This window comes from Pseudoalteromonas sp. GB43 (assembly GCF_054923805.1).
The window spans coordinates 771,692-794,625 of sequence record NZ_JBPCHJ010000002.1 but is presented as its reverse complement, the minus strand read 5'-3'; the positions used below and the strand labels follow the sequence as shown (position 1 = coordinate 794,625).

The following is a 22,934-nucleotide window of genomic DNA, read 5'->3' as shown; positions in this document are numbered from 1 at the left end:
AAGCCAACCACACCTCATGTAACCATTTTGAAAACAAATTTACCAACAAAAAACACACCCGTTAAAAAAATGTATCTAGGTTAAAAAAATACTCATAATGGTTAAATAAAACTTGAAATGAAAATGTCTCGCATTATCATTGCCGAAAAATTTCGACAATTACCTATAATCATGACATATAAATATTCAATTTTAGCCCTAGCCTGCTTAAGCGCATTCAATGCAAACGCCAACGATTTAGACTCAGTTGAACGTATTACCGTTTACGACAAACAAAACCGTGTGGTACTTGAATCTGGCCTTGCCACAAAGTCAAATATGACCCTAATGGAAACACCTGCACCTGTTGTAGTTGTTGATCAAGAGCTTATCAACTCGCAAGGCGCAACTAACTTACAAGACTTAGTGCGTAACATCAGTGGTGTAACCCAAGCCGGTAACAACTATGGTATTGGCGATAACTTAGTGATCCGCGGTTTAGGCGCTAACTATACTTACGATGGCATGTATGGCGGTGCAGGCCTAGGTAACACCTTTAACCCTACACGCTCAATGACCAATGTTGAATCTGTAGAAGTACTTAAAGTCCCTGCAACAGGTTTATATGGTATGGGTAGCGCAGGTGGTGTTATCAACCTAATCGAAAAGAAACCACAATTTACTGAAAAACACACGGTAAATGCAGAGCTTGGTCAATGGGATAGCTACTCATTAGGCTTTGATAGCACAGCAGCATTAACCGACAACCTTGCTTATCGCGTTAACGCAAAAACCGCTCGCAGCGATGGCTACCGCGACTTAAAAGACGACCGTGATGAAATTTATGGCGCGTTAAAATACGTATTAAGCGACAAACAAGACATCATGATTTCTGCCGCTTATATTAAAGATGCCATTGCCGTTGACTCAATTGGCCACCCTATTCGTATTTTTAACAGCGACTCAGTGAATGGCAAAACCGCAGGTGAAGTAACCGCTGCCGATTTAATTAACGACGCAACGGCACAAGGCCTGCAACTAACCGATCAGCAACGCCAACAATTAGCAGACTCACTGGCAGCAAATGATGGCTTAACTCCTTACACTTTTGGTCATAACGGTATTATCTCGCCGATGGCAAATGATAACGAAGGCGAAGAGCTGCGCTTTAAGTTAACTCATAACTACTTCATTACTGATAATTTATTTTTAAATCAGCAATTACAATATCGTAATTACGAATCGAGCTTTGCCCGCCAAACGGGTGCTTATAACTATGTTTATTGGAACCGTAATGGCGTGATCAATGCCGACCCGCGCGCTCCTTTAGTGGTTGATGACGTACTTTACCCATTTGCAGCGCGTCGCCAAGAGTACCGCCAAGTAGAAGCTGACGAAAAATCATGGCAATACTTTGCAGACTTGCGTTATGACTTTAGCTTTGCCGGAATCGATAACGAACTACTTGTAAACGCCAACTACGAAGACCGCGATATTCGTTTTAAACAATACTCAATTTACGATGCCGACAAGGTTATTAAAAACAAAGATGGAGAGGTTATTTACCAAGGTCAATTACCTTACATTTTTGATATTCGTAACCCGAACTGGGGCGAAGGCAGCTTTTACGACTACGATCCGCTAAAAACCAGCGATTACAACAAAAAGGTTCAAGCTTGGGGTGTGGGTATTCAACATGTTGCCTATATTCACGACACTTTCACAACCCGTGTAGGTGTTGCGTTTAACCGTATTAAACAAAGCTACGAACACTTTGGTGTTGATGCGCGCTACCGTGCTAGTGCCGCCGAGCCAACGCCAGAAGCAGATACATCAGACAGCGGTATGACCTACAACCTAGGTGCAACCTACAAACTTAGCGATGATATCTCGTTCTTTGTAAACCACTCTAAACGTCGTACTGCCTACAGCGTACTTGGTAGTGTATCGGGTAACGAAGCAGACCGCGATGACGCCGAGTCAGTCAGTAACGACATTGGTATGCGTGTAAAAGCCTTTGACGATCAACTACTGGCATCACTTGTGGTATTTGATAGTGCCCGTACCAACCTTGAGTATGCCAACCCAGAGTACGAAGCCGGTGTATCTGATGCCTCAGTACCAAAAAGCTTTTACGATGGTGAAGAGCAAACCAAAGGTGTTGAGCTTGATTTAAATGCCGATTTAAACGAGCAGTGGAAACTTAACGTAAACGCGGTGTATCAAGACGCTCGCGATAAGAAAAACCCTAACTCATCATCTTTCGATACTCGCCAAAAAGGTGTGCCTTATGTAACAGCAAGCAGCTGGTTAAGCTATGACGCTAAATGGTTTGATTTAGCCGAGCCACTGACAATTAGCGCAGGCGTACAATATGTTGATGACCGCAGCACAAACTCAACCTCGTTTGGTATTCCTGATGGCTACGTACCTAGCTACACGGTTTACGACGCCGCCATTCAATACAAAACAGATGATTGGAAACTACAGTTAAACCTAAATAACTTGTTTAACAAAACCTATTACTCAAAAGCAATGTTCTTAGGCGGTATGCCAGGTGAAGAGCGTAATGCTAAATTAACTTTTAGCTACACACTTTAATTGTGAATCGATAGCAAAAAGCGCGGCTTAGTTGGGTCGCGCTTATTTGTTTTCACAGAATTAATTATAGCTAGGAGCCCGTCAAATATTAGAATTAAGATAAATGTGTTTAGATCACAGACGGCAAGAAACAGTCATTCTTATCATTAAATTTATGCTAAACATCCATAACAGTCTGATTTTCCATCACTGTCAAGAAAGCAACCTCTATATAATTTACACTGGTAGGCTCTGCAAAAATTTGTTATCAATAGATAGTTGTTGGCTTTAGTTTTGTTCAGTAGCTATGTGACAACGCCATCAATTGCAAAAGCGACATAGTTGACCTGATTGTAACTTACAAATTTAACCGAGCATCATAAAGGCTTGGGTGACAAGGAAGCAATTAAATGAACTCATTCGAATACCAAATAATAAATATCAATGGAATATTTAAGCTTCGCTCAACTAAAGAGAAAGAGCTTGAAGAAGTTTGTGTAAATTTTGGTAAGCATGGTTGGGAGCTAGCCTCGGTAACTTTTGACTGGTTTTTAGTTTCTTATAAATTATTTTTCAAACGTAGAGTTGAAGTTACGAATCACTCTTAAATTGTTTGTTAATTTTTGTATGCGACAGAAACTGTTTTAGCATTTCACCGACTAATTTTGGTGATTCTTGATGGGATGAATGAGCCGTCAATGGAATATTAGCAAGGCTACTACCTGCAATTTTTAACTTCAAGGCTACAGCTTCATCTAACGAAAATAGGAAATCGTTATCTCCCCTCATGATCAATGTTGGACAGCAGATTTTTTCGACCATGTCATACGGATAGCCCGACTCTGTTGTATCAAGCCAAACTGCTTTTACCGCGTCTACTAATTTAGGAAAATTCGGCTCAGGGTTTGAAGATTTGTAAAAAGCAACATCATCAGCAAATCTTGCAGCCCAAAAATCAGGCGTTAAGCCACTTAACAATTCTTTTGATGGATCATTTGCCTCTAGCCGCCACTGTGAACCGAGTGTAACCAAACAAGACACTCTTTCTGACTCTTGTGCAGCTAGCCGATAACCGACAATGCCGCCATCACTAAAGCCAAAAATTGAATATTTGTCAATATTCAGATAGCCCCGAATTCAGATAATAAGTGCACCACTCATGGTTAAACGGTGAGAAGAGATCAACTGCCTGTTGGTGGTACTCTGTAATCGCCAAAAAACAAGAGTAGATACCATGAGTTACAAGCAGTTGATCGAAGGGCAAAGATACCAGATTGAGGCCTACTTACGCGAGGGTTTTAGCTATCGAGAGATAGGGAAAAGGCTAAAAGTGAGCCACAGCACTATAAGTCGTGAAGTTAGGCGCAATAGTACTCGAAGTCATTACTTGCCTGAGGTTGCACATTCAAAGGCATGTAAACGAAAACATCTAGCTGCCAAGTATTCCATGCCAGCACTTACAATTGCGTTCGTTGAGTTTGGATTGGAGCAAAAATGGAGCCCTGAGCAGGTTGCGGGTGTAAGCAAAATTATCGGGCATCCTGTGAGTCATGAATGGATTTATGGCTATATTCAAAAAGATAAATTGAGTGGTGGCAAGCTATACAAACATCTGCGACAAGGGCACAGACGTTATCGTAAAGGCAGCCGAAGCAAACGTGTCATCATCCCAAATCGTGTTGGCATTGAACATAGACCTGCGATTGTTGACACTAAGACACGATTTGGTGATTGGGAAGCGGATACAGTACTTGGCAAGCATGGTACGGGAGCAATCGTTAGTTTAGTCGAGCGTACAAGTAAGTTTTACCTGATACGCAAAGTGCCAGCAAAAAGTGCAGCGCAAGTGAGCAGAGCAATGATAGGTATGCTGTGGCGCTATCGACGCCATGTTCATACGATAACCGCAGACAACGGGAGTGAGTTTTGTGAACATGAGCATGTTTCAGACAAGCTAAAAACCGACATCTACTTTGCTAACCCCTACTCATCATGGGAAAGAGGGTTAAATGAGAACTTTAATGGCTTGTTGCGTCAATATATTCGCAAAGGCACTGATTTACGAACGGTGACAGATAAGCAAATTGCGCACATAGAAAAGGCGCTCAATGCGAGACCGAGAAAATGTCTAGGGTTTAGGCAACCAGCGGTAATATTCGATGAATTACGCAAAGCAGCCTAATTTAGCGAGTGGTGCACTTCGGACTTGAATTCGCGGCTAAGTACATATTGAATATCTTCTTGGTATTGCATGTAACTAAGTGGACTATTACCTAAAAAGGACTTGCCATGCCCACGAAAGTCGACACTTATCAACTGATATTCAGTAGCTACATATTGGTGAATACTACTTAGCTCATTTAATGAACCAAGACCACCATGCAGCATTAATAATGGTTCCCCATTAAGATTGCCCGAAACTTCGAAATAAATCTTCGATCCATTGACGTCAATATAACCGTTTCTATTTTTCATTTTATTAACCAGTTGTGTATGTATTAGTTTAACTTAAAAAACTCACACCTATTTGAGGGGCAAAAACGCTATTTCCAAGTCGCTGCATAGTTTCAATACTGAAATCGGCGCATATCAAAATGCTACGCGTACTAACCCTTTTTGAACTGTTTGTTATGCTACCTTTTCTCCATTGGGTGATCTAGATTTAATTGAAGAAGATTCCATGTAGCTCTAAAAACATAGCTACCGTTCCATAGTCTTGTTCTACCGACTCTCGGACGAAGTTAATACCAATCGATTTCGATCGAAAAAATAACTATTGTAGCATTTATATGGCACGAGTTTGGGCTGCATAATCAATTGTTGGATTGAGTACTACTAGCCAAGCCGTTCAGCTATAGTCTGTTTTCATTACACCAACTTTACCTAGATATGCGATTATATTTTTTACACATAAAGTAAATGTCTGCCAAAAAAGTTAAACGGGTTAACTGCTCAGCTTAAAGCGTCATCACAATATGAGCTGTGATATCGCCTTTTAGCATGCCGTCAAAAATATCGTTGATATCTTCAAGGCGTTTTTCTTTAATTGTTTGTTTAACAAAACCTATTACTCAAAAGCAATGTTCTTAGGCGGAATGCCAGGTGAAGAGCGTAATGCTAAATTAACTTTTAGCTACACACTTTAATTGTGAATCGATAGCAAAAAGCGCGGCTTAGTTAAGCCGCGCTTTTTTGTTTGGATTTTTGATATTAAACATAAGATGATAGATTATAAATGACAGATAATTTTGCAGGGATTTTGTGAATTTTAAGACAATTTTTCTAGTTACAACGCTAGTTTCATTTAAAGGAATCACAATGGAAAACACATACTTCACATGGGCGGCGTTTTCTAAAAATTATAACGATGAAATTAATAGTGCAGATTCTGTTTATTTCAGCATGGAGTCGAATGGCTTAACACCGTATTCAATGCTCGCTTTCGATTTTCATTTTCTTTCTGACAGTAAAGCCAAATTAAATAATTTGGCTTTACTTCTGAAAAATAGTTACGGATATGAAGTTTTAGAGCCAGTTAAGACCGAAAATGGTGTATGGGATTTATCAGGAAAAACGAGTCCCTTCCCTGTAACCGCAGATAACTTGGTGTATTGGACATTAGATATGTACAAAAGAGGATACGAGTTTGATGCAAAATTTGATGGGTTTGGAGCGCCATTCGATAAAAACAATCAATTTTTTCCGCCATTTGAGGCGCGAATTCAAGTCCGAAGTGCACCACTCGCTAAATTAGGCTGCTTTGCGTAATTCATCGAATATTACCGCTGGTTGCCTAAACCCTAGACATTTTCTCGAACGTCGCATTGAGCGCCTTTTCTATGTGCGCAATTTGCTTATCTGTCACCGTTCGTAAATCAGTGCCTTTGCGAATATATTGACGCAACAAGCCATTAAAGTTCTCATTTAACCCTCTTTCCCATGATGAGTAGGGGTTAGCAAAGTAGATGTCGGTTTTTAGCTTGTCTGAAACATGCTCATGTTCACAAAACTCACTCCCGTTGTCTGCGGTTATCGTATGAACATGGCGTCGATAGCGCCACAGCATACCTATCATTGCTCTGCTCACTTGCGCTGCACTTTTTGCTGGCACTTTGCGTATCAGGTAAAACTTACTTGTACGCTCGACTAAACTAACGATTGCTCCCGTACCATGCTTGCCAAGTACTGTATCCGCTTCCCAATCACCAAATCGTGTCTTAGTGTCAACAATCGCAGGTCTATGTTCAATGCCAACACGATTTGGGATGATGACACGTTTGCTTCGGCTGCCTTTACGATAACGTCTGTGCCCTTGTCGCAGATGTTTGTATAGCTTGCCACCACTCAATTTATCTTTTTGAATATAGCCATAAATCCATTCATGACTCACAGGATGCCCGATAATTTTGCTTACACCCGCAACCTGCTCAGGGCTCCATTTTTGCTCCAATCCAAACTCAACGAACGCAATTGTAAGTGCTGGCATGGAATACTTGGCAGCTAGATGTTTTCGTTTACATGCCTTTGAATGTGCAACCTCAGGCAAGTAATGACTTCGAGTACTATTGCGCCTAACTTCACGACTTATAGTGCTGTGGCTCACTTTTAGCCTTTTCCCTATCTCTCGATAGCTAAAACCCTCGCGTAAGTAGGCCTCAATCTGGTATCTTTGCCCTTCGATCAACTGCTTGTAACTCATGGTATCTACTCTTGTTTTTTGGCGATTACAGAGTACCACCAACAGGCAGTTGATCTCTTCTCACCGTTTAACCATGAGTGGTGCACTTATTATCTGAATTCGGGGGCAACAACAGCAGACGAATTTTTTAACAAAGGTTTTGATTACTATAATCAAGGCAATCTTTCTGCTGCCATTGCGCAATGGACAAATACACTTAAAGTGAATAGCAAAGACGTAGACGCTCTTTATTCGAGAGCGATAGCAAAGAATGAATTATATGCTTCTAATGCTGCAATGATTGATTATGATAAAGCGATAGAGATTGCACCAAACTTTTCTAGCGCATTATTAAATAGAGGAGCGTTAAAAGATGACAACGGCGATCATCTGGGGGCAATTGCTGATTATGATACTGTAATTGAAATTATCCCGAAGGATGAAATTACATTGCAGCGCGCTTACGCTAATATGGCAAACTCTTTCAAAGCTTTAGGCGATTTAAAAGCCGCTTGTCAGAATTGGAAAAAAGCAAAAGAGCTTGGTGCAGATTACGTTAATGCACTACTAGCGGAATACTGCAAGAGTTAGATAGGCTATTACAGTCTGTACTGTAACTTCGATGAGAGTTGATAGGATAACAGCCAAACTTTAGCTATACATGTTATGAAATACCAAAAGGTCTGCCATTGAAATACTACAATTCGACAATTATAAAGACTGCAGCAAAAGCATCGTTCTTTTATATCTCTTGGCTAGTTGCATTAATCGGTATTCCAATAGTGTTTTTTAGGGATGGACTTGATCTCACTGAAAAAGCCTTATTATTCACAGGGTTTCTGTTATTTTTCTGGTTGATGTATTTGCTTTTATGTATTTTATTTCATCGATTTAGTATGCGAAATGAACAAAGTCGTATCAGCTATTTAGCTAAAGAGGATATTGAAAAGGGTAAAGAACTAGGTACATATTTGGATGGTTGGTAAGCATTCAAGTTTTATAAATTTGAGTATGTACAGTCTCATTTATAAATTAACCCGACAGGTTAGATAGTTTCTAACTGGTGTAGCATTTATATGCTTAAACGAGTATCGTCGAATTTAAAAAGAAATTCCTTTTCAATTTCAAGATTAGCACCCGCTTTAGCCAATTGTGATTGTTTAAAACAAAGAATGAGTAATATGAGCTTTTATTGGGTTATTAATTTTCGTCATTCAACTCAAAATCCAATCTGACTTGCATTTCCTTTTGAACAACTGGAACACCATTTACAACTTTAGGTTTGAATTTCCATTTCTCCAAGGCAATAACAGCTTCTTTATCAAAAACAATAGACGGATTTGACTCAAGAACTTTGATATTAATAGGATTTCCATTGCTATCAATATCGAACGAAAGCAAAACCCAGCCTTTTGGAACAGGTTCCACATCAGAAGAAGCACACCCCGATAAAGCATAGATAAGACAAATCAATATTAACTTTTTAATTTTGAACATCCTTTTGACAGTTAACGACCCATTTAGGTTGTAAGTAATACAACGGGATCTTACGCTCTAATAATTAAGCACATAATCAACGTTTGATAAATTGCTTATTAATCCCACCAAACTGCTACTGGGCGGGTTTCAGCGGGTATTTCATAAGCCTCGTAATCTTGATTAACAAAGCCCTCCCAAATTTCGTCGGGTTTTAAGTGTTCAGGGAACCATGAACCTACCTCAGATTCAGAAGCAGAGGTCATTATGTACACTGAATCCGAAAATGACCAATCTGGATCATTAAAAGCAGACACTTGGATTCTAATATCCTTTCATCAGGTCGGTGGCTAATAGCCTTAAATACTTTGAAAAATTCATTGGGATGCGGAATATCAATTAAATTGCATCCTATGCTTCCTACTACATCGTTTCCATCGAAAAACTCATCAATTGAAAGTAATGGTATTGGTGTCTCCAGGTCATCTGGATGACCGTTGCGACATACTCTCTTAGTGATTCGTTCTAGTGCTTCCATGGATAGCTCTCTCCTAATTTATAATAAACTTATAGTTCGCTGACACTATTGAACACAGTGAAAACAGCCAACTATTAATTTACCCACTTTATTACCTTGTTATATACCTTTTACTTATGTGTCCTTATTTTAGGAAGTTGTATTTGTAATATCACAAATGCAGGAATCAACGGTAAAAATGCCAACCAAGATAATGGAGTAACTACCCAAAACCAGATAAACCAAGCTTCTGCGATAATTAAAAGAAGTAATTTACTAATGCGCTTGAAAAGCATGCAGTCACCGATAGCTAATAAAGGTAAACCAAAACATAACGAGCCAAATAAGACTATAAATGGGTGAGGAGTCTCAATTTGAATGTTCTTTATCACAGAAAAGTAAAATTCGTTGCCATAGCTAAATAACAATGGGCTCATTAGTAAAAGCACCCAAACTGCGCTCCAGTTAGTATTACGCTGATGCTTAGAGTGGATTTTATTTTTTTCTTGAAGCTTGCTCAATGCATCCATTTAGCTCAGGCTCTCTCTAGGTAGATAACGAAAAAATATGTGCTATTGTACTTGGTTAAAATTAGTCACCAGAGCGCACGCCAAGGTTTTGACTCCAAACTAGCGGTAGCGAGTGCAATAATTTGTTTGTTATACTTTTGACTGAGCAAAAAACTGCCTCATCCCAGTGCTATAAAACACATAGTACGCCCAAAAAGCAATTAATGCCCCACCTATTACTACCCCAGTTAAAGAATAGAAAGACATGAAGGCAATAATAGATGCCCAGTATAAAAAAGTACCTACACGGCCAGCCCAGTGTTTATTCACTGAAGCGAAGCAAATTGAAATGATTAGTATGCAAAATAATAGGAAACCAGGTGCCATGCCTGTTAACCAAAATTCTTGGTAAGTAAGGCTGCGCCCATTCAACGAATACTCTCCGTTTGGCCAAACCAGAAAGCAAAAAGTACCATTAGTGAATATGTAATTGAGTTAAGCATATGCTGAAACTGGAATAACTTTGGCATCCCTTTCGTTTCTTTGAATACTCTAATGAATTTATTAAAAATCATCTGTGATGCCTGTTCGACGTATAACAATTTTATATTGCGCGCTTCGCGCATCTTTCTGCAGATGTCACGCTCATGTATTAATAAATCTATTCTTAACAAATAACGTATGTATTACCAACTATAATTTTTTATTAATACTAGAGAGATTCAGAAAGATAAATTGCGCTCATCGCTTATTTTTTTGAATATGGAAGCACAACAAGAAAACTAATATATTTACACAGTCCCTCGTATTGGTAATAACATAAAAGTTATGTGGTATGTCAGATTTATGGAGTTTAGCCAATAGCATTAAATGCATAGCACTGTATCGGATCACTCAAAGCAGACCTATTGAGTAATTACGTTAACTCATCTAGGGTAATAACGGGTTACAACCCCCCTATTTTCTAGCATATGAAAAACTGTCAGATTCAATTGATTACTCAACAAACCTGACAGCATTAACTAACTCAGCTTAAAGCGTCATCACGATTCGGCCTGTGATATCGCCTTTTAACATGTCGTCAAATATATCGTTGATATCTTCGAGGCGTTTTTCTTCAATAATGGCTTTAACTTTACCTTTCGCTGCAAAGTCGAGGCATTCTTGTAAGTCTTTGCGCGTACCAACGATAGAGCCTACAACAGACACACCATTTAATACAGTATCGAAAATTGGCAATGGCATATCTTCGGGTGGTAAACCTACAAGCACGCATTTACCGCCACGGCGCACGCTTTTATAAGCTTGCTCAAAACCGGGTTTTGATACGGCCGTACACACAACGCCATGTGCCCCGCCTACTTGTTCAAAAATGGTTTCTGAAGGCACTTGCTTCATAAAATCTATGGTGATGTCTGCGCCAAGCTCTTTGGCTAGTGCCAACTTGCTCTCGCCGGTATCAACGGCAATCACATTAAAACCCATTGCTTTCGCGTATTGCACTGCTAAGTGCCCAAGGCCCCCAACACCAACAATTGCAACCCAGTCGCCCGCTTTGGCATCAGTCACTTTAAGCGCTTTATAGGTTGTAACCCCCGCACAAAATAGTGGTGCGGCTTCTGCAAAGCCTAATCCTTCAGGAATTTTAACCACGTAATCGCCATGGGCTACACAGTACTCGGCGTAACCACCATCGACTGAATAACCTGTGTTGTGCTGCTCAAGGCATAAAGTTTCTTTACCTTCTAAACAAAACTCACAATGACCACAGGCGCTATATAACCAAGGAACACCGACACGGTCGCCTACTGATAGGTGTTTAATGTTTGCGCCTACTTTTTCGATAGTACCTACCCCTTCATGGCCCGGTACTAATGGCATTTTCGGTTTTACTGGCCAATCTCCATGACAAGCATGTAAATCTGTGTGGCACACTCCACACGCGGCAATTTTAACTAGCACATCGTTAATTCCCACCACTGGGCATGGGATATCTTCGATTGTTAATTTACCTTTGTACTCTTTATTTACTGCAGCTTTCATAACGTTCCTCCATGGTATTATTGGATTTCAGCCTATACGATAAACTCATTAACTGTCACTATTATTGATCCACATCAAATAGCTAATCACTGCGGCATTTAATTAAAATACACTTTAAACTCAATAACTTAAAAATAAACAATGGCGTATATACACTTTAGTAGTAGCAGATTGCATAGTGGCTATTTCTTTTAGTTATACCCCGAGCGTGCTAGCATTTAATTTCTGAAATTTTTGAATACTAAAAATTATGAGCCTATCTGAAAAAAACTTAGCTTTTGTTATGCACTGCGGTGAAATGGGTAGCCGTTGGGGCTTTAACCGCACCATTGGTCAAATGTGTGGATTATTAACCATTACTAAAGAGCCAATGACCGCCAATGAAATTGCCGATACCTTAAGTATCTCGCGCGGAAACGTAAGTATGGGTATTAAAGAGCTACAGTCTTGGCGCTTAATTAAAGTGCATCATATTCCGGGTGACCGTAAAGAATACTACGGCCCTGCTGGCAGCATTTGGGATATGGCCAACCGCGTATTCGAAGAGCGTAAAAAGCGCGAGATAGACCCTACCCTTAGCCTGCTTCGCGATAACATTTTAGAAGAAGCCCACAATGATGATGAACGCTTTGCTCAGCAGCAAATGCAAGAAATTCATGACCTGCTCGAAACTGTAACTAAATGGTCTGCAGAGCTACAACGCTTAAGCCCTGAACAACTTCAAAGCCTAATGAAACTAGGCTCTGGCATTGGTAAAGTGCTTGATTTTAAAGATAAGATTTTGAAAAAACCAGGGAAAGGGGATTAAGTTAGCGAGTTGCTAGGGGAAAGTTTGTAGGAGGCGTTTCAACGCCGAATATTTGAGGTTCACGGTTGAAGCCGTTCCTACGGGACTCACCGTAGGCGTGAAACTTGTTTCGCGCGCTCTCTTGTAGGCCGTGCTTTAGCGCGTTTTGAATGGATAGTCATAACTACTCTTGCCTTTGCTATACTAATAATTAAGCGTTTATTTACGTTCTGACTTAAATGGATATTAAGCTATGTATAAAGAGACAGAAATAAATTACTCGTTAATTATTATTTTATTAGTAATTAGTGCCTTTATAATTTTCTCGCCTGAACTGGCTGACCTCAAAATAATTATATTATCGATAAACCTGCTTGTTACTTTGCTGTTCTTTTCGCTCACAATCGTAATAGATGAGCAAAAGCTACGTTGGTATTTTGGGTTTGAGATTATTAGCAAAGATGTTGAATTATCTCAGATTGTAGAAACCTCAGCTTACAAAACAAAGTGGTATCAAGGAATTGGCATTCGTATGCTAAGTGATGGCTGGTTATACAATGCGTCAGTTGGTCAAGCTATTAAAATAACTTTAGCTAACAGAAAAAACATATACCTTGGCTGTAAAAACGTTGATGCACTGCAACAAGCACTCAAGGTAAAGGTTTAAAAATTGTATCGAAGGGAAAGTTACAGGAGTAAAGTTAGCAAGTATAGATTAATAATTTTGTATTTTTCCTCTTAAGCGCAGCGTCTCTTGGCCTCTTTGTGAGTAATTCACTTAGAGATCTTTTGCAGTAGTAATATTTAACATAAAAAGCGCGAGATAAACTCGCGCTTTATGCAAATCCCCTAGTACCTAGTTACCTAGGCTCTAGTATCTAATTACTTAATCGCTGGGTAACCGATGCGATCTGATAAGTAACCAACACTGGTTGCAAAGTAATACGAGCGATTCCAGTGCATAAGTGCTTTGTAGTTATCGTAGGCTAGATACATACGGCCGTTTACGTCATCTGGCATAACCATTGCGGCGGTAACATCAACGTTTGGTAGGTCACTACCATCCATTTTACGTACACCGATTGCTTGCCAATCAGCAAGGCTGCGCTCTGACTCTTTCCAATACTCTAACCATTGGCTGCGCGTTTTAGTGCCACGCTTAAGAATATTTGCGTTATCAAAGCCTTCAGGTAGTTTAACTTGGCGGCCCCAGGTTAAATCATCGTTCCAACCTGCTTGCTTAAGGTAGTTAGCAATTGAAGCAAAGGCGTCTTCTTCTGTGGTCCAAATGTCTTTGCGGCCATCACCGTTGTAATCAACAGCGTAAGCGTTAAATGAAGTTGGCATAAACTGCGTTTGCCCCATTGCACCAGCCCAAGAGCCTTTGAACTTATCTAGGGTAATGTGACCCTCTTTTAAGATATCAAGTGCTGCCCAAAGTTGGTTTTTGTACATGGTTTCGCGGCGACCATCAAAAGCAAGTGTAACTAATGATGCAATGACACTGTGACCACCTTGGATTTTACCAAAGTTACTTTCAAGGCCCCAGAGTGCCACAATAAAACGTGCTTGTACGCCGTATTCTTTGGCTACTTTTTCAAGAACCTCTTGATTTTCTTTGTATAGCTTACGCGCGCGGTCAATTTTCCATTGCGGCACACGTTTTGGTAAATAAGTTTCGAGGGTTTCTTTTACTTCTGGCTGGTTTTTATCAGCTGAGATCACTTTCTTTTTGAATTTAGCTGTTGCAAGTGCTTGATCAACTAAGGCTTCATCATAGCCTTTTTCAAGTGCTTCTTTTTTTAATGCTGCAACGTAAACGTCAAAATCAGCTTGTGTCTTTTGTTCTGCCAATACTGAAGTACTTAGTGAAGCACTGAGTAAAATGACGGCAAGTTTTTTAATCACTCTCAACTCCCTTGTCTTTTTTAAATTGGGTTAACAGATTTTCTTCCGGCGGAGGTAATTGCAAGTAGAACCCTTGGTCAATTAACGCTTGCTTAACCGCGTCTAAGTCTGCCACACCTAACTTTTCACGGCTTGCTAGATTAATCATCATCACGTACTTAGGTTGACCAAACGTTTCTAGTAATGGTTCAGGTACGCGTGAGAAATCATCTCTTTTTTCTACAAAAAGGTATGTATCCGCTTTTTTAATACTTTTATACACCGCAGTTAGCATTATGGCCCTATAATATCTTGCTTAACGAAGGCGCACACTATAACATGAGTGATATAATAAGTTAGAAAAAATAGATTAGATTTTTAATGTATATGCCTTGTTCAGCCTGTGTTTATACTTAAATAATGCTAATCCAGACAATTCAATTGAGCGTGTATGTCGGAACAAATTTTTGAATTAAAAGGGAACCTTTTTACGTTATCTGTTTTACATTTATTTTCAGCAGATACAGCCCTTTTAAGTAAGCAGTTAGATGAGAAAATCGCCCAAGCACCTAAGTTCTTTGCCGGTGCGCCTATCGTAATCAACTTAAGCGACGTACAAGATGAAGCGCTTGATTTCTCTTTCTTAAAATCAATGTTAAGCGGCCTTTCGTTAAACCCTGTTGGGGTTTGTAATGGCTCTCAAGAGCAAAACGAAAGCGCAAAAGCTGCGGGCCTGTCGGTGTTAAATTATTCACAAGACGTTAAGGGTGCAACCGCTAAACAACAAACAAATACATCTATCGTTGAAAAAACCGTTCACCTGCCTGCGCAAGTTATTCATGGCACTGTACGTTCGGGCCAGCAAGTGTATGCAAAAGACCGCGACCTAATCGTAATTGGTGCTGTAAGTCATGGCGCCGAAGTGATTAGCGATGGCAACGTGCACATTTATGGCACCCTTCGCGGCCGTGCAATTGCAGGGGCTAAAGGTTACAACGAAGCAAATATATTTTGCCAAAAATTAGAAGCAGAACTTGTTTCGATTAATGGTAGTTATTGGATCAGCGACTCTCTACAAGGTGAACACTGGGGCAGCGCAGTACAAATCCAACAAAAAAATGATTCATTAGAAATTTCAGCTTTGGTTAAAGGATAAATCTCATGGCAAAAGTGATTGTCGTTACTTCTGGTAAAGGTGGTGTTGGTAAAACCACATCGAGTGCTGCGATTGGCACAGGTTTAGCGCTTAAAGGCTTTAAAACCGTTATTATCGACTTTGATATTGGTCTACGTAATCTTGACCTTATTATGGGTTGTGAACGCCGTGTTGTTTATGATTTCGTAAACGTAATCAATGGCGAAGCTAACCTAAATCAAGCACTTATTAAAGATAAGCGCGTTGATAAGTTACATATTTTACCTGCCTCACAAACCCGTGATAAAGACGCCCTAACCCGTGACGGTGTTGAGCGCGTATTAAACGAGCTGAAAAAAGATTTTGACTACATTGTGTGTGATTCTCCAGCGGGTATCGAAGCTGGTGCAATGATGGCAATGTACTTCGCTGATGAAGCGATTGTAACAACGAACCCAGAAGTATCATCAGTACGTGACTCTGACCGTATTCTTGGCATTTTACACAGCAAATCAAAACGTGCTGAAGAAGGCCTTGAAAGCGTAAAAGAACATCTACTATTAACTCGCTATAATCCTGAGCGTGTTGAAAAAGGCGAAATGCTTTCGGTAGAAGACGTACAAGAAATCTTAGCGATTAAACTACTGGGCGTTATTCCTGAATCACAAGCTGTACTTAGTGCATCGAACTCTGGTCAACCGGTTATCCTTGATGGTGAATCGGATGCAGGCCAAGCATACACAGATACAATCAATCGTTTATTAGGCGAAACTGTTGATTTTCGTTTCTTAGACGTAGAGAAAAAAGGCTTATTTAAACGGATTTTTGGAGGTTAATGTGTCTTTACTTGACTACTTCCGCTCAGAAAAGAAAAGCAGTGCGTCATTAGCAAAAGAGCGATTGCAGATCATTGTCGCGCACGAACGTTCACAGCGTGGTACACCAGATTACCTACCACAGCTAAAACAAGACATCCTTGATGTTATTCGTAAATACGTGAATGTAAACACTGATGCAGTTCAGGTGCAGTTTGACCAAAACGAAGATGACTTAGCCGTACTTGAGCTAAACGTCACCTTACCTGACGAAGAAAAGAAATAGTCAAAATTGGGCGCTTAGTTTTTTAACAGCGCCCTTTTTTTATTTCTGCCACTGCATATGAAACTCATAGTCCTCTTCGCCTAGAGTTTTAAACCCTGCCCGTTGATATAGCCCATACGCTGGATTCGCTTTTAGCACCGTTAAATTAATCTCTGCTGTTTGTGCTTTGAGTGCATCTAACACCTTAGTGCCTAACCCTTTGCCCTGCTCTTTAGGTGCAATTTGAAGCTGTAATAAACTGATTGCTTGGTCACTCACAATGAATTTGGCTGCGCCTACACATTGCCCATCATTTAACACTAAATGACTGTGCTCAAAATGCTCTGCCACTCTTGCTTGATGTTGCTCAAGTGATAAAAATAACCCCTGATTTTCTAAGTGCTCAACCATGGTATTTAATCTTAAGTCGAGTAAATAGGCTTTGTCTTGCTCTGTAGCTGTTACAAATTCAATCATTATTGTCTTAAAAAGAAAAAGGTACTTTAATAAAAGTACCTTTTTAGGTTGCAACAAACAACATGCCTATGGTTAAAAGTTATAATTTGCGCCTAAGTAAAAACGGCGGCCCGAATATTGGTTATAGGTAAAGCGATTGCTTTGTTTCCAGTATCCTTCTTCTATTTCTTCAGTTAGGTTCACCACTGAGGCAGTAAACGAAAAATCCTCTGTTAGGTTATACGAGGCATTCACATCTAGCTGACCATAGTCTTTGGTATACAAGTTGTAGCCTTGGTGAATACCGTTGGCACGGTCATCTTTCCAGTTATATGACGCACGAACACTAAAGTCGTCATTCTCAAAGTACACCGACACATTATATTGGTGCTTAGCGGTGCCTGGTATTTCGGCCTCTGTTTTTTGTCCGTCTGTCGAGACTTCGCTGGTGCTGGTATCTGTGTAGGTATAGTTAGTTAAAATACCAAATCCATTATCAAATGAGTGCTGGAAGAACAGCTCTAAACCTTCTGATTTTGCATCACCCCCACCTACTTTGGTGTTCATTTCGACTTCTATTGGGCCGTTACAGCAATCGTGTTCACGCTCTACAATTTCTACGGTCGAGATTGGTAAGTTAGAAATATCTTTAGAGAATAACGTGGCACCTAGTGCTGAACCATCGCCGTAATACCATTCAATTCCTAAATCAAATTGGTCAGATAACATAGGCTCAAGCCCTGTGTTTACCGAGGTACCATTACCACGGCCTGTCCATGAATCTGGCGAGTTAATGTTAACTGGAGGACCGTATGACTCTGCTTGGCTTAAGTCTGAATAACTCACTCTTGCCATGGTACGTGCTGCTGCAAAGCGCACCACAAGATCTTCGGTTGCATCCCATGCAAGGTTAAAGCTTGGTAATACTTCACTGCCATCGCTACTGCGCTCATTTGGATCCGTGTCGTCATCGTCTTGACCTATAACATCATCGTAGGTCAAGGTGCTTAGTTCAGTATTAACATAGCGCACACCAACATTACCGCGGAAATCTTGCCATTCAAAATCAGCTTGTGTGTAAACAGACCAAATTTTCTCTTCAAGTGCATAGGTACCCGAAAGCGTTGGCACTACTGTCTGGCTAAAGTTTTCTTTTAAGTAATCATCCAGCGCTCCAAAGTCAAACGCTAAAAAGTTAAATGCGCCTGTATCACCCGCACTGTTATCAACCACATGGTCGCTTACCAATGTTGGCGCATCTGGGTGAAAATCTGGATTATGGAACCACTCAGTGCCTGGCAAGTAACCGCGGTAACCGCCGTTATCAGCAATGCCGTCATCCCAACGAAAGTCGTTACGAATGCCTTTAATTTCGTGGTCGCGGTATTTACCACCCACATAAACACGAGTGAAAAAACTACCATCAAGGTCAAATTTCACATCTGTTTGAAAGTAATCTTCTGAGTCCTCATTTTCAGATGAGTATGAGTCAAACCAATCGTAATATTGATATGCTTCTTTATCGGTGGCTAAATCAGTCGACACTTCGTAGCTTGGTTTACCGTTTTCAATTGACCATAACCAGCTATTTACTGAGCCTAAACGCGCATCAATATTGGCGTAGGTTTCTTTTGAGGTTCCGCCTTCAGCTTCAGTATGACCAAGTTTTACTGTAATGCTGTAAGTGTCGCCATAATAAGTACCTTCAAAATCATAGGTATTTGATTTTGACTCGCCAAAACGCTCACGCCCTGTTAACTGCGGCGATAACAAACCACGGCGAACAGCCACACCACCATTTACATCGGCATCACCCCAGTTATTATCATTGAGTAAACCATTATCGCCATTACCGTAGGCAACCACGGTATCGCCATCAAGTACAATGCCGTAATACGGGTTGTGGTTATCGTTCCACTCGGCAAAAGTAATACTTTGCCCTGTTTGGTCGTAGCCTAACTTGGCACCAAAATAGTTAAAGTTTAAATCAAGTCTGTCACTCGGTGCCCACTGCACAGCGACTTGATACCCATCGCGTGTACGGTCTTGGTTTGAGTTATTAACACTCATCGCACGAGGCGCCCATACATTGTTGTACACTTCGCCAGTGGCTTGGTCTACCAGCGCAGGACGCTCTACACCTTCAACGGTATCTGAGTGAAAACGCCAGTGTGATGCGTTGTTAGTGATGGTTGTTACAGTGCGATCTTGACGAGTAAAACCGGCCAGTACACCAAAGTTTTCGTCTTCATTTTTCCATGAATACAGCACGTTAACTTGCGGCTTAGTGTCTTCAGACACATCATCGTAAGTCACCTCGGCACTTAACGCCCCTGAGTTTGCTTCCATCTCAAGCGGTTTACGGGTGTGTAAAATAACCGTACCACCAATACCGCCTTCATCGATGCGTGCTTCTGCACTTTTGTACACTTCTACACTTTTGATCATGCTTGAAGGCAATAACGTGTAATTAAAACTACGGGTAGGAGTACCAGAACCTGATGAAGCAATATAGTTACCGTTTAATTGGGTGAGAGTCCAATCCGGTGACGTACCACGAATACTCACGCGGCTACCTTCGCCACCGTCGCGGTCAATCAAAACGCCAGATACACGTTGCAATGAATCAGCGACGTTTTTATCAGGAAACTTACCAATATCCTCCGCGGTGATTGCATCAACTGTAGCCGTTGAAAGTCGTTTTATTGCTAAGTTTTCTGCGGTTGAAGAACGAATACCTCGTACTTCAATCACTTCTACATCTTCATTTGCTTGCTCTGCTGCATAGCTTGTATTAATTGCCGCCAGTAGCGAAATTAAAATTGCATTACGCTTAAAATGCCTTCCTTGCCCTTTTGTTTTTATTACAGTTTGCTTGCCCATGCCTATCTCCAGTTGTGTGTTCTGTTTTGTTTAAGAGCCTTTAATACCAACCCGCAATAATACTTAGTCATTTTGAGGGATTAAACCTGTCGCTAACTGCGTTAAAAATTTCTGATTTAGAACAACTAAATAACGAAATTTTTGCCTTGTTATCAACAAGGTTTTCTTGCCTCAAAATAGACCATTTAATTAAGCGAATTGGTATAACCTCTCAAAAAACGATTTATTGTTGTCGGTTTTTAAACTGATTATCGGTAGTTAACAGCTTGTTAAACTCAAACTCAGAATAGGGTGAGCGGTCAAAAAGTGATAATAAAAATTCGGTGAGAGATATGACAAAATCGGCGTTTGGAATATTATATATTCATTTTTATAATTTCTGCTTTATAGTTAGGCCTGTCGTTGCAGAGCTAGTTCACTCATCAACACAGACTTAGTTAAAATAGTAACCAATTGATAGTAAACACCAAATTATTTTTCATTACAATTTTAAGTTTAAGTTAAATTAATTAACTAATGAGTAGGTGTAATAGATATGGTAAAAACACGCCCATGAACAATGGTAAATTTCTTGAAGTATGCCTAAACGAAGGGTGCTTAAAGCAGCTTGTTAACAACATTTCAATGGCCAGTAACTTAGGCGCAAAACGCTTTGAGTTATGCAGTAATTTACACCTAGGTGGCTTAACACCAAGTGTTAATGCGATTGACTGTGCTGTTAAAAACCTGACTAATAGTGCAGAGTTAGTGGTGATGATACGCCCCGAAGCAGGCAACTTTTTCGTTAGTGCTGAGTGTCACCAAGTTATGCAAAAACAAATAACAATGGCAGCGAACGCGGGAGCTCGTGGCGTAGTATTTGGTGCAGTTAAAAACGGTGGACTTGATTTAAAAGTGACCCGCTCTTTAGTTGCCACAGCCAAACAGCATGGCCTAATGGTGACCTTTCACCGTGCATTCGATACCCTTACAAACCCGTTAAGCGCACTTGAGAAACTGATTAGCTTAGAGGTTGACCGCATCTTAACAGCAGGCACGCCGTGGCAAAGCGGTAAAACTGCATTTGATGGTCTAAGTCAGCTCAACACATACTTAGCACACAGCGCTAATCAGATAGAAATTGTTATGGGGGGTGGCGTTACTTTAGAAAACGCGGCAACACTTTGGCAATTAATAAAAAACCATTCAGCAAAGGCGGCTGTGCATGTACACTCATGTGTGCACAACGAAAATGGTGCAATTAATGCTGAGGCTATCAATAAGCTACTTTCAAAGGATTAAACATGGCAACGTATTTTTTAGGTATTGATGGCGGCGGCAGTAAGTGTAAAGTTCGTTTAGAAAACGAAAACGGCTCATTGCTGAGTGAAGCCATAAGTGGTTCAGCAAATGTGGTCACCAGCTGCCAACAAAGCCAAGAGTCAATACTTCACGCTACTGAACATGCATTTCATGAAGCTGGGCTTGCCTTAAGCGAGCTGAAAAACACCTATGTGCATGCAGGACTTGCCGGAGCTAATATCGACTCTGCCTATCAAGCTATGACCAAGTGGCAGCACCCTTTTGCCAAGTTTACCCTGTCAACAGATATGCTGATTGCCTGTAAAGGCGCGCATCAACACCATGATGGCGCAGTGATTATTCTGGGCACGGGCTTTTGTGCGGGTTACCAGCAGCAAAACCAATTTAGCGAATTAGGTGGCTATGGTTTATTACTGAGCGATGGTGCCAGTGGGGGTTGGTTAGGCTTACAACTTTGCCGTAAAGCATTTGCAGCACTTGATGGTGTTGCGCAAAGTTCTGCCGCAATAGATTCCCTACTCACCCAGCTTAACTGCAACTCAAGCCAAGCGTTAAGTCAGCGTTTAATATCAGCGCGCCCTGCAGAGCTTGCCAAATTTGCGCCGCTTGTTTTTAGCCATTCTGACGATGCTTTTTGTCAGCAATTAATCAATGAAGCGTGCGCATACATTACCCGTTATATCACTTACTTTGAAAAGCAAGCTATTGAAAACGTTACTTTGATGGGCGGTATTGCTAGTGCTATCACGCCTTACTTATCTGATGCCAGTAAAGCGCATTTAACCCCCGCCCTTGGCAGTGCAGAGCAAGGGGCTATTTTAATTGCAAGAGCTGCAATTTAATCACCTAATTGCGAGCGCATTTGTGAGGGAATTTCACCAAACAAACGCCGAAATTGTTTGCTGAAGTAACTCGGCTCCGAAAACCCACACTGGTAAGCCACTTGTGAAATGGGCAGTTGCGTTTCAATCAGTAGCTTGCGGGCATTTTCGAGACGCACTTCGTTAATAAATTGATTAGGTGTTTTTGCTAAATGCTTTTTAAAGCGGCGCTCTAAAGCACTTACCGACAAGTGTGCAAGCTCAGCTAATTCATCAATGCTGATCTGACGATGATAATGCTCGCGAATAAATTTTACCGGCTCTTCAATTGCCCTTACATGAGAAAGCGCTTTTGAGGTTTTTTGTAGATGTCGTGTCACTCCGTAAGTGCCAATCACATTGCCATCGTGATCTTTTAAAGCATGCTTTGATGTAGAAAACCAACCAAGCTCACCTTGTTGGGTTTGGTTAAGCTCTAAACGGTCAGTTACTATATAGCCTTCCATCACCCGTTTATCGTCATTGACATACTGAAACGCAAGGTGCTTTGGCGAAAAATCAAAGTCAGTTTTTAGCAATATTTGCTCCAGTGTTTTATAACCCTGATGCTCAATAAAATGCTGATTACAATGCAAGATTCTACTATCTGTGTCTTTTACCCAAAAGAGGATATCTGGCAGTAAATCAAATGCAGCAATTAGCTGATTTACGCCAGCTTTTTTTATTATTTCTTGAATATCCATCGCTTAATTTTGTCTCAATAAAGAACAGCCCTATATATTTTAAACGCCGATTTTGTTG

Annotated in this window: 24 protein-coding genes and 1 pseudogene; 13 read left to right on the top strand and 12 right to left on the bottom strand. The window is 40.6% G+C overall.

Annotation, left to right across the window (positions count from 1 at the left end; all coding sequences use genetic code 11):
- Nucleotides 1-171: 171 nt before the first annotated feature.
- The gene (locus tag ACRWSG_RS21015; RefSeq protein ID WP_462167553.1) at nucleotides 172-2,580 is read left to right on the top strand and encodes a TonB-dependent receptor; all 2,409 of its coding nucleotides are present in this window, start codon (nucleotides 172-174) and stop codon (nucleotides 2,578-2,580) included.
- Nucleotides 2,581-2,969: 389 nt separating this feature from the next.
- On the top strand, nucleotides 2,970-3,167 hold the full coding sequence (locus tag ACRWSG_RS21010) for a hypothetical protein (protein WP_199528973.1): 198 nt from the start codon (nucleotides 2,970-2,972) through the stop codon (nucleotides 3,165-3,167).
- Here the strand turns inward: ACRWSG_RS21010 and ACRWSG_RS21005 are convergent.
- Nucleotides 3,151-3,591 carry an alpha/beta fold hydrolase gene (locus ACRWSG_RS21005; RefSeq protein WP_462167451.1) on the bottom strand — a complete coding sequence of 147 codons (441 nt, stop codon included), beginning with the start codon at nucleotides 3,589-3,591 and terminating at the stop codon, nucleotides 3,151-3,153. The genes ACRWSG_RS21010 and ACRWSG_RS21005 overlap by 17 nt on opposite strands.
- Before the next feature lie 202 nt (nucleotides 3,592-3,793).
- Between ACRWSG_RS21005 and ACRWSG_RS21000 the strand changes: the two genes are divergently transcribed.
- Nucleotides 3,794-4,741 (top strand): IS30 family transposase, encoded by a 948-nt coding sequence (locus ACRWSG_RS21000; protein ID WP_074989424.1) that lies wholly within the window; start codon nucleotides 3,794-3,796, stop codon nucleotides 4,739-4,741.
- On the opposite strand, the gene ACRWSG_RS20995 is transcribed toward ACRWSG_RS21000, so the two are convergent.
- The gene (locus ACRWSG_RS20995; RefSeq protein ID WP_462167450.1) at nucleotides 4,738-5,034 is read right to left on the bottom strand and encodes an alpha/beta fold hydrolase; all 297 of its coding nucleotides are present in this window, start codon (nucleotides 5,032-5,034) and stop codon (nucleotides 4,738-4,740) included. The two genes, ACRWSG_RS21000 and ACRWSG_RS20995, sit on opposite strands and share 4 nt — an antisense overlap.
- An 843-nt stretch (nucleotides 5,035-5,877) precedes the next feature.
- Here ACRWSG_RS20995 and ACRWSG_RS20990 point away from each other — a divergent pair.
- Nucleotides 5,878-6,327 (top strand): ribonuclease E inhibitor RraB, encoded by a 450-nt coding sequence (locus tag ACRWSG_RS20990; RefSeq protein WP_462167449.1) that lies wholly within the window; start codon nucleotides 5,878-5,880, stop codon nucleotides 6,325-6,327.
- Here the strand turns inward: ACRWSG_RS20990 and ACRWSG_RS20985 are convergent.
- A pseudogene (locus ACRWSG_RS20985) lies at nucleotides 6,310-7,258 on the bottom strand (IS30 family transposase). The gene ACRWSG_RS20990 and the pseudogene ACRWSG_RS20985 overlap by 18 nt on opposite strands.
- An 18-nt stretch (nucleotides 7,259-7,276) precedes the next feature.
- Here ACRWSG_RS20985 and ACRWSG_RS20980 point away from each other — a divergent pair.
- A complete protein-coding gene (locus tag ACRWSG_RS20980; RefSeq protein WP_462167448.1) occupies nucleotides 7,277-7,828 on the top strand; it encodes a tetratricopeptide repeat protein in 552 nt (183 codons plus the stop codon).
- A 98-nt stretch (nucleotides 7,829-7,926) separates the two neighbouring features.
- Nucleotides 7,927-8,223 carry a hypothetical protein gene (locus ACRWSG_RS20975; RefSeq protein WP_199528976.1) on the top strand — a complete coding sequence of 99 codons (297 nt, stop codon included), beginning with the start codon at nucleotides 7,927-7,929 and terminating at the stop codon, nucleotides 8,221-8,223.
- 214 nt (nucleotides 8,224-8,437) lie between these two features.
- Here the strand turns inward: ACRWSG_RS20975 and ACRWSG_RS20970 are convergent, their stop codons facing one another.
- The 4 genes from ACRWSG_RS20970 to adhP form a co-directional block, all read right to left on the bottom strand.
- Nucleotides 8,438-8,734 (bottom strand): energy transducer TonB, encoded by a 297-nt coding sequence (locus ACRWSG_RS20970; RefSeq protein WP_206769716.1) that lies wholly within the window; start codon nucleotides 8,732-8,734, stop codon nucleotides 8,438-8,440.
- Nucleotides 8,735-8,832: 98 nt separating this feature from the next.
- Nucleotides 8,833-9,030 (bottom strand): hypothetical protein, encoded by a 198-nt coding sequence (locus ACRWSG_RS20965; RefSeq protein WP_462167447.1) that lies wholly within the window; start codon nucleotides 9,028-9,030, stop codon nucleotides 8,833-8,835.
- A 331-nt stretch (nucleotides 9,031-9,361) separates the two neighbouring features.
- Nucleotides 9,362-9,760: a hypothetical protein gene (locus ACRWSG_RS20960; RefSeq protein ID WP_199528978.1), complete on the bottom strand. Its 399-nt coding sequence runs from the start codon at nucleotides 9,758-9,760 to the stop codon at nucleotides 9,362-9,364.
- A 1,011-nt stretch (nucleotides 9,761-10,771) separates the two neighbouring features.
- Nucleotides 10,772-11,782 carry an alcohol dehydrogenase AdhP gene (gene adhP / locus ACRWSG_RS20955; protein ID WP_462167446.1) on the bottom strand — a complete coding sequence of 337 codons (1,011 nt, stop codon included), beginning with the start codon at nucleotides 11,780-11,782 and terminating at the stop codon, nucleotides 10,772-10,774.
- A gap of 250 nt (nucleotides 11,783-12,032) precedes the next feature.
- Between adhP and ACRWSG_RS20950 the strand changes: the two genes are divergently transcribed.
- Both ACRWSG_RS20950 and ACRWSG_RS20945 read left to right on the top strand, forming a co-directional pair.
- Nucleotides 12,033-12,590 carry a GbsR/MarR family transcriptional regulator gene (locus ACRWSG_RS20950; protein ID WP_187490940.1) on the top strand — a complete coding sequence of 186 codons (558 nt, stop codon included), beginning with the start codon at nucleotides 12,033-12,035 and terminating at the stop codon, nucleotides 12,588-12,590.
- Nucleotides 12,591-12,822: 232 nt separating this feature from the next.
- Nucleotides 12,823-13,236 carry a hypothetical protein gene (locus tag ACRWSG_RS20945; protein ID WP_054552052.1) on the top strand — a complete coding sequence of 138 codons (414 nt, stop codon included), beginning with the start codon at nucleotides 12,823-12,825 and terminating at the stop codon, nucleotides 13,234-13,236.
- Between the two features lie 215 nt (nucleotides 13,237-13,451).
- Here ACRWSG_RS20945 and ACRWSG_RS20940 read toward each other — a convergent pair whose 3' ends face one another.
- Both ACRWSG_RS20940 and ACRWSG_RS20935 read right to left on the bottom strand, forming a co-directional pair.
- Nucleotides 13,452-14,477 carry a lytic murein transglycosylase gene (locus ACRWSG_RS20940; protein ID WP_054552051.1) on the bottom strand — a complete coding sequence of 342 codons (1,026 nt, stop codon included), beginning with the start codon at nucleotides 14,475-14,477 and terminating at the stop codon, nucleotides 13,452-13,454.
- Complete coding sequence (locus ACRWSG_RS20935) at nucleotides 14,470-14,751, bottom strand: YcgL domain-containing protein (RefSeq protein ID WP_054552050.1); 282 nt, start codon at nucleotides 14,749-14,751, stop codon at nucleotides 14,470-14,472. Before ACRWSG_RS20935 ends, ACRWSG_RS20940 begins: the two co-directional genes overlap by 8 nt.
- 156 nt (nucleotides 14,752-14,907) lie before the next feature.
- Between ACRWSG_RS20935 and minC the strand changes: the two genes are divergently transcribed.
- The 3 genes from minC to minE are packed head-to-tail and all read left to right on the top strand — an operon-like array spanning nucleotide 14,908 to nucleotide 16,692.
- The gene (gene minC, locus ACRWSG_RS20930) at nucleotides 14,908-15,612 is read left to right on the top strand and encodes a septum site-determining protein MinC (protein ID WP_054552049.1); all 705 of its coding nucleotides are present in this window, start codon (nucleotides 14,908-14,910) and stop codon (nucleotides 15,610-15,612) included.
- A 5-nt stretch (nucleotides 15,613-15,617) separates the two neighbouring features.
- On the top strand, nucleotides 15,618-16,427 hold the full coding sequence (gene minD, locus ACRWSG_RS20925) for a septum site-determining protein MinD (protein ID WP_462167445.1): 810 nt from the start codon (nucleotides 15,618-15,620) through the stop codon (nucleotides 16,425-16,427).
- Between the two features lies 1 nt (nucleotide 16,428).
- Nucleotides 16,429-16,692 carry a cell division topological specificity factor MinE gene (minE, locus tag ACRWSG_RS20920; RefSeq protein ID WP_054552047.1) on the top strand — a complete coding sequence of 88 codons (264 nt, stop codon included), beginning with the start codon at nucleotides 16,429-16,431 and terminating at the stop codon, nucleotides 16,690-16,692.
- A gap of 39 nt (nucleotides 16,693-16,731) precedes the next feature.
- Here the strand turns inward: minE and ACRWSG_RS20915 are convergent, their stop codons facing one another.
- Nucleotides 16,732-17,148 carry a GNAT family N-acetyltransferase gene (locus ACRWSG_RS20915; protein WP_199528981.1) on the bottom strand — a complete coding sequence of 139 codons (417 nt, stop codon included), beginning with the start codon at nucleotides 17,146-17,148 and terminating at the stop codon, nucleotides 16,732-16,734.
- A gap of 72 nt (nucleotides 17,149-17,220) precedes the next feature.
- Nucleotides 17,221-20,010 carry a TonB-dependent receptor gene (locus ACRWSG_RS20910; RefSeq protein ID WP_462167444.1) on the bottom strand — a complete coding sequence of 930 codons (2,790 nt, stop codon included), beginning with the start codon at nucleotides 20,008-20,010 and terminating at the stop codon, nucleotides 17,221-17,223.
- 552 nt (nucleotides 20,011-20,562) lie between these two features.
- Here ACRWSG_RS20910 and ACRWSG_RS20905 point away from each other — a divergent pair.
- On the top strand, nucleotides 20,563-21,291 hold the full coding sequence (locus tag ACRWSG_RS20905) for a copper homeostasis protein CutC (RefSeq protein WP_462167443.1): 729 nt from the start codon (nucleotides 20,563-20,565) through the stop codon (nucleotides 21,289-21,291).
- A 2-nt stretch (nucleotides 21,292-21,293) separates the two neighbouring features.
- The gene (locus ACRWSG_RS20900; RefSeq protein WP_462167442.1) at nucleotides 21,294-22,154 is read left to right on the top strand and encodes a glucosamine kinase nucleotide-binding domain-containing protein; all 861 of its coding nucleotides are present in this window, start codon (nucleotides 21,294-21,296) and stop codon (nucleotides 22,152-22,154) included.
- Here ACRWSG_RS20900 and ACRWSG_RS20895 read toward each other — a convergent pair.
- Entirely contained in the window at nucleotides 22,151-22,876 is a 726-nt protein-coding gene (locus ACRWSG_RS20895; RefSeq protein ID WP_054552042.1) for an AraC family transcriptional regulator, read from the bottom strand. The genes ACRWSG_RS20900 and ACRWSG_RS20895 overlap by 4 nt on opposite strands.
- Nucleotides 22,877-22,934 lie beyond the last annotated feature (58 nt).

Coding starts and splice junctions, on each gene's coding strand:
- ACRWSG_RS20935 (WP_054552050.1), bottom strand. CDS start 14,751: ATGCTAACTGCGGTGTATAAAAGTATTAAAAAAGCGGATACATACCTT.
- minC (WP_054552049.1), top strand. CDS start 14,908: ATGTCGGAACAAATTTTTGAATTAAAAGGGAACCTTTTTACGTTATCT.
- ACRWSG_RS20995 (WP_462167450.1), bottom strand. CDS start 5,034: ATGAAAAATAGAAACGGTTATATTGACGTCAATGGATCGAAGATTTAT.
- ACRWSG_RS20950 (WP_187490940.1), top strand. CDS start 12,033: ATGAGCCTATCTGAAAAAAACTTAGCTTTTGTTATGCACTGCGGTGAA.
- ACRWSG_RS20945 (WP_054552052.1), top strand. CDS start 12,823: ATGTATAAAGAGACAGAAATAAATTACTCGTTAATTATTATTTTATTA.
- ACRWSG_RS20960 (WP_199528978.1), bottom strand. CDS start 9,760: ATGGATGCATTGAGCAAGCTTCAAGAAAAAAATAAAATCCACTCTAAG.
- ACRWSG_RS20910 (WP_462167444.1), bottom strand. CDS start 20,010: ATGGGCAAGCAAACTGTAATAAAAACAAAAGGGCAAGGAAGGCATTTT.
- ACRWSG_RS20895 (WP_054552042.1), bottom strand. CDS start 22,876: ATGGATATTCAAGAAATAATAAAAAAAGCTGGCGTAAATCAGCTAATT.
- ACRWSG_RS20900 (WP_462167442.1), top strand. CDS start 21,294: ATGGCAACGTATTTTTTAGGTATTGATGGCGGCGGCAGTAAGTGTAAA.
- ACRWSG_RS20970 (WP_206769716.1), bottom strand. CDS start 8,734: ATGTTCAAAATTAAAAAGTTAATATTGATTTGTCTTATCTATGCTTTA.
- ACRWSG_RS21010 (WP_199528973.1), top strand. CDS start 2,970: ATGAACTCATTCGAATACCAAATAATAAATATCAATGGAATATTTAAG.
- ACRWSG_RS21015 (WP_462167553.1), top strand. CDS start 172: ATGACATATAAATATTCAATTTTAGCCCTAGCCTGCTTAAGCGCATTC.
- adhP (WP_462167446.1), bottom strand. CDS start 11,782: ATGAAAGCTGCAGTAAATAAAGAGTACAAAGGTAAATTAACAATCGAA.
- ACRWSG_RS21000 (WP_074989424.1), top strand. CDS start 3,794: ATGAGTTACAAGCAGTTGATCGAAGGGCAAAGATACCAGATTGAGGCC.
- ACRWSG_RS20905 (WP_462167443.1), top strand. CDS start 20,563: ATGAACAATGGTAAATTTCTTGAAGTATGCCTAAACGAAGGGTGCTTA.
- ACRWSG_RS20915 (WP_199528981.1), bottom strand. CDS start 17,148: ATGATTGAATTTGTAACAGCTACAGAGCAAGACAAAGCCTATTTACTC.
- ACRWSG_RS20990 (WP_462167449.1), top strand. CDS start 5,878: ATGGAAAACACATACTTCACATGGGCGGCGTTTTCTAAAAATTATAAC.
- minD (WP_462167445.1), top strand. CDS start 15,618: ATGGCAAAAGTGATTGTCGTTACTTCTGGTAAAGGTGGTGTTGGTAAA.